Annotated in this window: 6 protein-coding genes and 1 pseudogene; 6 read left to right on the top strand and 1 reads right to left on the bottom strand. The window is 69.7% G+C overall.

Annotated features, from left to right (window positions below):
* The coding region (locus P409_RS18210) for a peptidylprolyl isomerase (protein ID WP_034840833.1) at positions 1-923 on the bottom strand (923 nt) is incomplete at its 3' end.
* Positions 924-1202: 279 nt separating this feature from the next.
* On the opposite strand from P409_RS18210, the gene P409_RS18205 reads away from it, so the two are divergent.
* The 6 genes and pseudogenes from P409_RS18205 to P409_RS18185 all read left to right on the top strand — a co-directional run.
* Complete coding sequence (locus P409_RS18205) at positions 1203-2513, top strand: esterase-like activity of phytase family protein (RefSeq protein ID WP_034840830.1); 1311 nt, start codon at positions 1203-1205, stop codon at positions 2511-2513.
* Positions 2514-2741: 228 nt separating this feature from the next.
* Positions 2742-5459, top strand: coding sequence for a preprotein translocase subunit SecA (gene secA / locus P409_RS18200; RefSeq protein WP_034840826.1), 2718 nt, complete (start codon positions 2742-2744; stop codon positions 5457-5459).
* Positions 5460-5675: 216 nt separating this feature from the next.
* A pseudogene (locus tag P409_RS41255) lies at positions 5676-6392 on the top strand (aromatic amino acid lyase); the annotation flags it as partial.
* 83 nt (positions 6393-6475) lie between these two features.
* Entirely contained in the window at positions 6476-7159 is a 684-nt protein-coding gene (locus tag P409_RS41250) for an aromatic amino acid lyase (RefSeq protein ID WP_343285513.1), read from the top strand.
* Between the two features lie 144 nt (positions 7160-7303).
* Positions 7304-8476, top strand: a complete 1173-nt coding sequence (locus tag P409_RS18190; protein WP_052120876.1) for an SEL1-like repeat protein — start codon at positions 7304-7306, stop codon at positions 8474-8476.
* A 118-nt stretch (positions 8477-8594) separates the two neighbouring features.
* The coding region (locus tag P409_RS18185) for a RimK-like ATPgrasp N-terminal domain-containing protein (protein ID WP_034840822.1) at positions 8595-8888 on the top strand (294 nt) is incomplete at its 3' end.

Raw genomic sequence — 8888 nt, 5'->3', positions numbered from 1 at the left:
GGGGCCTCGGTGCTGGGCGGGGGCAGCGGCTTGCCGTCCTGGCCCATCACCACGATCTGGGCGCCCTGCTTCACCTCGGCGATGATCTGCGGCACCAGCGCCTGGGACAGCTGCTCCTCCAGCTGCGGCTTGACCTCGTCGAGGCTCGGCTGCGGCAGGGTGCGCTTGTCCTCGACCAGGATGACGTGCCAGCCGAACTGGGTCTTCACCGGGGCGGTGGTGAACTTGCCCTTCTCCAGCTTGAACGCGGCGTCGGCGAATTCCGGCACCATCTGGTCCTTGGCGAACCAGCCGAGATCGCCGCCGGAATCCTTGCCCGAGGGGTCGGTGGTGTTGGCGTTGGCCAGCTCGTCGAACTTGGCGCCGCCCTCCAGCTTCTTGATCAGGTCCTTGGCCTTGTCCTCGCTGTCGACCAGGATGTGGCGGGCCTTGACCTGGTCCTGCGGCGGGTTGTCGGCGAGGTACTTCTTGTAGGCATCCTGGATCGCCTGATCAGTCACCTTGGCCTTAATCTGGCGCTGCAGCCAGACGTCCTGAATGATGCGGCGCTCGGCGGTCTGCAGGCGCTCCTTCACCTCCGGGTCGTTCTGCAGCCCGGCATCGATGCCCTTCTGCGCCACCAGCCGGGCGGTCGCCACCTGCTCGGCCATCAAAGGCACCAGCATCTCGACCGGCATCTGCCGGTATTGCTGCGGCAGGCTGTTGATCGCCTCCAGCACCTCGGAGCGCAGGATCGGCTGGCCGTTGACCGTGGCCGCGACCGGATCGTCCGGCTTGCCGGCCTGGTCGGCGGCGGCGGGAGCGGCCGCGGCCGGAGCCGCCGGGGTCTCGGCCGGCTTGGCAGCGTCCTGGGCCAGGACCGGACCGGCCAGGAGCGTGAAGGCGGCCGCGCCGGCGAGCAGGCGGAGGGCGAGGGAAGACATCAAACGCGTCCTTTCAGATCCTGTGGGACGAGTGGCGCCCCGGCCGGAGAGGGCCGGCATCCGGTCATGGGATCGCGACGGCGCCAACCGCGCGACGTGGCGCCAAGGTAAAGCACAGGCCGAAACACCGCACAAGCGGACCGGAAGCCGCCGTCATCAAAGCTTCACAAGAGCTTCACCGGCCCGACACGCGGCAAATCCTAGAAGGATCGCGGGGTCCGGGCCGGCCCCGCCGCCGGCGCTGCCGGGCCCGGGTGACAAAGATTTAAGGAGGGGTTCATGGGATTCCGTCCCTTCGCCGCGGCGCTGGCTCTATTCGTCACGGCGGCTCCGGCCGCGCTGGCGGCCGAGACCATCACCGTCTACAGCAGCACCGACCCGAAGCTGGATCTCGGCAGCATGTCGGTGCCGAGCGGCAAGACCCGGCAGCTGAATGTCGGCATCGGCAGCGGCGCCGGCCGCCGCGCCACCGATCCGGCGATGACCTTCTGGACCATCTCCGACCGCGGCGCCAACTTCACCTGCGGCGATGTCGAGGACGTGTTCGGCATCGACGGCAAGACCATCTGCGGCGACGTCAAGGGCGGCCGCATCTATCCGCAGCCGGACTATTCGCCGTCGATCTACCGGATCACGCTGAAGGACGACAAGACCTTTACCGTCGACACCGTGCTGCCGCTGCGCGACGGCCAGGGCAAGCCGGTCACCGGCCTCTTGAACCCGCTGACCCACGCCTCGACCGAGCAGCCGCTCGACCTGTCGGGCAAGAAGCTGGAGCAGAGCGCGGACGCGGTCGACGCCGAATCGATCGTGCCGATGGCCGACGGCACCTTCTGGGTGTCGGAGGAGAACGGCCCGTCGCTGCTGCATGTCGCGGCCGACGGCAAGATCCTGCGCCGCATCGTGCCGCAGGGCACCGAGGACGACTTCAAGGCCGCGCATTACCCGGTCGATGGCGGCCTGCCGGCGATCCTGGCCAAGCGCTTCCTCAATCGCGGCCTGGAATCGCTGGCGATCACCCCGGACGGCAAGCGCCTGGCCACCATCATCCAGAACCCGCTGGCCAACCCCGACGCCGACACCTACCGGGGCTCGAAGAACGCCCGGCTGTGGACCTTCGACCCGGCGACGCTCGCCGTCACCGGCGAGTATGTCTACACCCTCGACGATCCGCAGAGCTTCCGGCTGGACCCGTCGAAGAAGCAGAGCGATCCGCGCATCAGCGAGATGATGGGGCTGGGCGCCGACCGCTTCCTGGTGCTGGAGCGCACCGACGGCACCACCAAGCTGTATGAGATCTCGCTGGCCGGGGCCACCGACATCCACGGCACCGCCTGGGACGACGCGAAGACCTCGCCGAGCCTGGAGGCGAGCAAGGACCTCGCGGCCGCCAAGGTCGTGCCGGTGACCAAGACGCTGCGCTTCGACAGCGCCGACCGCCCGGAGGTTCCGGTCAAGATCGAGGGCCTGGCCCTGACCGGCGACGGGTCGCTGCTGATGATCAACGACAGCGATTTCGGCATCACCGGCGAGACCACCCGCCCGGTGGTCCTGAAGGGCAGCGCCATCGTCGCCGACCCGGCGAGCTAGGCGGCGGGCGGACCGGAGCGTGGCGGCGGGACTGTCCCGCCCCCGCCTCCGTCCGGCCGGCCATTGGCAGGGCGGGGTCCATCCGCTATGGTGCCGCGCCCGCGGGTCCGGGCGCTTTCGACGGCAGCGCCGGCATTCCGCTGCGGTTCTGCGTTGAAAGCCGGCTGGCGCGGCCCCAATTTCCTGGGGGAGTGCGGCTGCGTGCTCTCCCGCCAAGTCGAGGTTTCGATGTTCGGTGCGCTTGCCCGAAAGCTGTTCGGTTCGTCCAACGACCGGTTCGTCAAGGGGCTGATCACCGGCCCGGTGGTCAAGACCAACGCCCTGGAGCCCCAGTTCCAGGCGCTGAGCGACGCCCAGCTTCAGGCCAAGACGCAGGAGTTCCGCGAAAGGCTGGACAAAGGCGAGTCGCTCGACGACCTGCTGCCCGAAGCCTTCGCCACGGTGCGCGAGGCGGCCCGGCGGGTGCTGGGCCAGCGGCACTACGACGTGCAGCTGGTCGGCGGCCTGGTGCTGCACCAGGGCAAGATCGCCGAGATGAAGACCGGCGAAGGCAAGACCCTCGTCGCCACCCTCGCGGTCTACCTGAACGCGCTGGCCGGCAAGGGCGTCCACGTCGTCACCGTCAACGACTACCTGGCCCAGCGCGACAGCGGCTGGATGGGGCGGGTCTACAACTTCCTCGGCCTGTCGGTCGGCTGCATCGTCCACGGGCTGGACGATGACGAGCGCCGGGCGGCCTATGGCGCGGACATCACCTACGGCACCAACAACGAGTTCGGCTTCGACTACCTGCGCGACAACATGAAGTTCCGGCTGGAGGACATGGTCCAGCGGCCGTTCAACTTCGCCATCGTCGACGAGGTCGACTCGATCCTGATCGACGAGGCGCGGACGCCGCTGATCATCTCCGGCCCGGCGCAGGATTCGTCGGAGATGTACATGCGCGTCGACCGGCTGATCCCGAGCCTGGTCGCGGTCGAGGACTACGAACACGACGAGAAGCAGAAGACCGTCGCCCTGACCGAGGCCGGCCAGGAGAAGATCGAGCGGCTGCTGATCGAGAACGGGCTGCTGCAGGGCGACAATCTGTACGACATCCACAACGTGAACGTCGTGCACCACGTCAACCAGGCGCTGCGCGCCCATGTGATGTTCCAGCTGGACCGGGACTACATCGTCAAGGACGGCAAGGTCGTCATCATCGACGAATTCACCGGCCGCATGATGGAAGGCCGCAGGTATTCCGAGGGCCTGCACCAGGCCATCGAGGCCAAGGAGCGGGTGGAGATCCAGCGCGAGAACCAGACCCTCGCCTCGATCACCTTCCAGAACTACTTCCGCCTCTATCCGAAGCTGGCCGGCATGACCGGTACGGCGCAGACCGAGGCCGCCGAGTTCGGCGAGATCTACAACCTCGAGGTGGTCGAGATCCCGACCAACGTCCCGGTCAAGCGCAAGGACGAGGACGACGAGGTCTACCGCACCGTCCGCGAGAAATACGACGCCATCGTCGCCCTGATCCGCGAGTGCAACGCCCGGCAGCAGCCGGTGCTGGTCGGCACCGTGTCGATCGAGAAGTCGGAGACGCTGGCGGCGCTGCTGCAGCGGGAGAAGATCCCGCACAACGTGCTGAACGCCCGCTTCCACGAGCAGGAAGCCTATATCGTCGCCCAGGCCGGCCGGCCCGGCGCGGTGACCATCGCCACCAACATGGCCGGCCGCGGCACCGACATCCAGCTCGGCGGCAATGTCGAGATGCGGGTGCAGCTCGAGCTGGCCGGCATCGACGACCCGGCGGAGCGTGAGCGGCGCGAGGCCGAGATCCGGGCCGAGGTGGCGCGGAACAAGGAGATCGTGCTGGCGGCCGGCGGCCTCTACGTCGTCGGCACCGAGCGGCATGAGAGCCGCCGCATCGACAACCAGCTGCGCGGCCGCTCCGGCCGCCAGGGCGACCCCGGCGGGTCGAAGTTCTTCCTGTCGCTGGAAGACGACCTGATGCGCATCTTCGCCTCCGAGCGGCTGGACGGCATCCTGCGCCGCTTCGGCCTGAAGGAGGGCGAGGCGATCATCCACCCCTGGATCAACCGGGCCCTGGAGAAGGCGCAGGAGAAGGTCGAGGCGCGCAACTTCGACATCCGCAAGAACCTGCTGCGCTTCGACAACGTGATGAACGACCAGCGCAAGGTGATCTACGAGCAGCGGCGCGAGATCATGCAGGCGGACGACGCCACCGCGATGGTCGCCGACATGCGGCAGGAGGTGGTGGCCGGCATGGTCGCCCGCGCCATCCCCGAGAACAGCTACGCCGAGAAGTGGAACATCGACGGGCTGCACGAGGAGGGGCTGCGGATCTTTGGGCTGGACCTGCCGGTGCAGGACTGGGCCAAGGAAGAGGGCATCGCCGACCGCGAGATCGAGGAGCGGATCCAGACGGCGGTCGAGGCCAAGATGGCGGCGAAGGTCGAGGCCTACGGCCCCGAGCTGATGCAGATGGCGGAGAAGAGCCTGCTGCTGCAGATCCTGGACCAGAGCTGGAAGGACCACCTGCTGACGCTGGACCATCTGCGCCAGGGCATCAATCTGCGCGCCTATGCCCAGCGCGACCCGCTGCGCGAATACCAGGCCGAGGCGTTCAACCTGTTCGAGGAGATGCTGGCCGGGCTGCGCGAGAACGTCACACAGGTGCTGGCCCAGGTCGAGCTGCGCGTGAACCGGCCCGAGGATGTCGAGGCCCAGCAGCGCGCGGCGATGATGCAGCGCGAGATGCATGAGGGCCGGCTGGACCCGGCGCTGGCCGCGCCGGAGATGGCGACCGCCGCCGGCGCGGTGGCGGCGGCCAGCGCCGCCCTGGCGCTGAACCCGGAATGGGCCGACACGCCGCGCAACGCGCCCTGCCCCTGCGGCTCGGGCAAGAAGTTCAAGCACTGCCACGGCTCGGTGGTCTGACGAGCCACGGCTCGCCAAACCGTCATTGCGGGCGTAGCGAAGCAATCCAGGGGCCACGCCAAACGGCCCCTGGATTGCTTCGTCGGCTTCGCCTCCTCGCAATGACGGGAAAGAACCGAAAGCACCCTGAGGCCGGCCGGCGAATCCCATCGCCGCCGGCCTTTGCTTTTGCCAAGCTGCCGCACCGGGCGCGTCGCACGCCCGAGACGGGAGCGGATGGCGATGACTTTGGACCTGACCAGGCGGACCGACATTACCCTGGACGCGGTGTGCCGCGTCGCTTGGCGGGGCGAAGGCGTGCGCGTCACCGAGGCGGCGCTGGCCCGGATCGCCGAGTGCCGCGCCGCCTTCCTGCGGCTGATCGACACCGACCCCGATCTCGTCATCTACGGCGTGACCACGGCGATGGGCGAGCTGGCCGACCGGCGCCTGCGGCCGGAGGAGCGCGACCGCCACGCTCGGATCAAGGCCTTCGCCGCCGCCACGCCCTTCGGCGACCCGCTGCCGGAACGTGTGGTGCGCGGCATCGTGCTGGCGCGGCTGACGAATTTCCTCGAGGGCCACGCCGCCACCACGCCGCGCATCGCCCTGGCCGTCGCCGCCATGCTGGACGGCGGCCCGCTGCCCACAGTGCCCGCTTCCGGCCAGGGCGGGGCCGGCGAGATCCTGGCGCTGTACCCGCTGTTCGCCGATCTCAGCGCCCGCTTCGACCTCGAGGTGAAGGAGCGCGGATCGCTGATCAACGGGTCGCCCTGCGCCGCGGCGCTGGTCGCCGATTCGGCCCTGGCGGCGCGCAACCGGATCCGGCTGGCGGAGAGCGTGCTGGCCCTGTCGATCGAGGCGTTCCGGGCGCCGCTGGAGCATTACGACGCGGCGCTGGACACGCTGTGGGGTGACGAGCACGACGCCGCGGCGCTGCGGAACCTGCGCGCCCTGCTGGACGGCGCTGGCGACGGGCGACGCGGCTACAGGCGCCGGTCAGCTACGCATCGTGCCGCGGCTGCTGGGCCAGGCGCATCGGCGCCCTGGCGGCGGCGGAGCGCGCGGCGACGGTGTCGCTGGCCGCGGCTTCGGACAACCCGGTCTATATCCCGCCGGACGAGGCGGGCCCGGGCCATCCGAATGGCCGCTGCATCAGCACCGGCGGCTACCACAACGCCATGGCAGCGCCGGCGCTGGACGATTTGGCGGCGATCTGGGCCGATCTGTGCCTCTTGTGCGACCGCCACAGCTCGAAGCTCCTGGCCGGCCGGGTGTCGCACCTGCCCGACCTGCTGATGGTCGGGCGCGATCCCAGCGACAGCGACGGCCATGGCAGCCTGGGCTACGTCCCGATGGCCGTGACGGGCTATCTCGAGCAGGCCAAGGCGGCCGCCCAGCGCACCTTTCTGCCGGGCACCGAGGCCGCGGGCGCCGGCCAGGACGACGTCGCCGCCCCGGCCTTCCTGGCCTGGGCGAAGGAGGAGCGCGCCGGCCGCTGCCTGGACGCGGCGCTGGCGATGCTGGCGGTGATCGCGTCCCAGGCCCTGCACGTCACCAGCCGCGACCCGACACCGGCGCTGCGGGCCTTTGTCGAGACGGTCCGCGATGTGGTGCCGCCGGTGGAAGAGGACCGCGTGCTGGGCCCGGAGCTCGGCCGGCTCGCGACCTGCTTCACCGGGCAGGTCTTCGCGGCCGGGGGCGATGCCTCCCCGCAATGAGGAGCGGCGCGGCCGGCGGCAGGACCTCAGCGCCGGTCCGGCTGCTGCGCCGTGCCTGCCTCCCGGCTTCACGATGTCGCCGCAATCCGTCCGGATTGTTCCGACAGGATATCGGCTCAATCTCCTGACAGGCAGCCTCTGGACATGCGCGAATCGACTCGTCACGCCGGCCGGATCGCGTTGCTGGCCCTGCTGTCCGTGACCACTCTGCCGGCACCCGTCGAGGCAGCGTATCTGGATGGATATGCGGCTTATCAGCAAGGCGACTACGCCAAGGCATTCGAGGAATGGCGGCGCCTGGCCGAGCAGGGCGAGGCCGCAGCCCAGGCATCGCTGGCGGACCTGTATCTGGGCGGATTGGGCATGCCCGCCGATATAGGCCAGGCCATCCAGTGGTATCGCAAGGCTGCCGATCAAGGCGACGTCAGATCGCAGTTCATTCTCGGGAGCCTCCACTTCGCCGGCCAGGGCGTGCCGCAGGACGATGCGCAGGCCGCCCTCTGGTATCTGAAGGCGGCGGAGCAGGGCCACGCCAAGGCCCAGAACATGATCGGCCTGATGTATTTGGCGGGCCGCGGCTCGCTTCCCCGGGACGAAGCGGTGGCGGCCGCCTGGCTGCGTCGCGCCGCCGAACAGGGGCTGGCGGAGGCGCAGTCCAATATCGGGGACATGTACGCCTCCGGACGCGGCGTTGCCCAGGACGATGGCGAGGCGGCGGCCTGGTACCGGAAAGCCGCGGAGCAGGGCAATGTCGCCGCCCAGCACCGCTTCGCGGTCATGTACACGACCGGGCGCGGCGTGGCTCGCGATGATGGCAAGGCCCTGTCCTGGTATCGCCGGGCCGCGCTTCAGGGCTATGCCCCGGCGCAGACGGATCTCGGCCACATCTACATCGCCGGCCGCGGGGTCGCGAAGAACGAGGCCGAGGCGGCCAGGTGGTTCCGCAAGGCGGCCGAACAGGGATACGCGGCGGCACAGACCGCCATGGGCGACCTGTATTCCTCCGGGCTCGGCGGCACGCCCGTCGATGGCGCGCAAGCCGTCGTCTGGTATCGCAAGGCGGCCGAGCAGGGCGATGCCGACGGGCTGAACAACCTCGGCGTCTTCCACCGGGACGGTGTGGCCGTCCCGAAGGATCCTGTCCTGGCCGGGATGCTGTTCCGCCTGGCTGCGGCCCGCGGTTCGGCCGCCGCCCGGACGAATCTGGCCGCCCTGGCCGGAAGCCTGACCGCGGAGCAGGCCATGAGGGCCGATACCCTGGCCCGAGACTGGCAGCCAGGCACCGCGTTTCCCGCCGAGACCGCGCCCGGCCGCTGAAGGCTGCACGGGCCGATGTCCCAAAGCCGCTGCCTCCAGCGGCGGCCGCAAATCCGAATGGCGCCTTTATCCGGCGCGGCGGGAGGCTGAGGGTCATTGCCACATCACGCATGGACCCATGGCCACCACACTGATCGTCGCCGACGAGCCCGACGGGCTTGCCTCCGATGGGCTAGCCGACGACCTGCCCCCCCAATGCCGCATCGTCGCCCCTGACGACCTGCTGGACGGTCGCCACCTGCCGGCGCCGGGCACGGCGCCCGGCACCACCGTGGTCAATCTGTGCCGCGACCAGCGGCCCCTCTCCTTCGGCTATTACGTCTCGCTGATCGCCGAGGCCCGCGGCTATGCCGCGATCCCGACCGCGGCGGCGCTGGCCGACCAGGCCGACGACCGGCTGGTGCGCAGCCGC

This window comes from Inquilinus limosus MP06, from assembly GCF_000767795.1.
Taxonomy (GTDB): Bacteria; Pseudomonadota; Alphaproteobacteria; order DSM-16000; family Inquilinaceae; genus Inquilinus; species Inquilinus limosus_E.
This window is presented reverse-complemented; position numbering and strand designations above follow the sequence as displayed.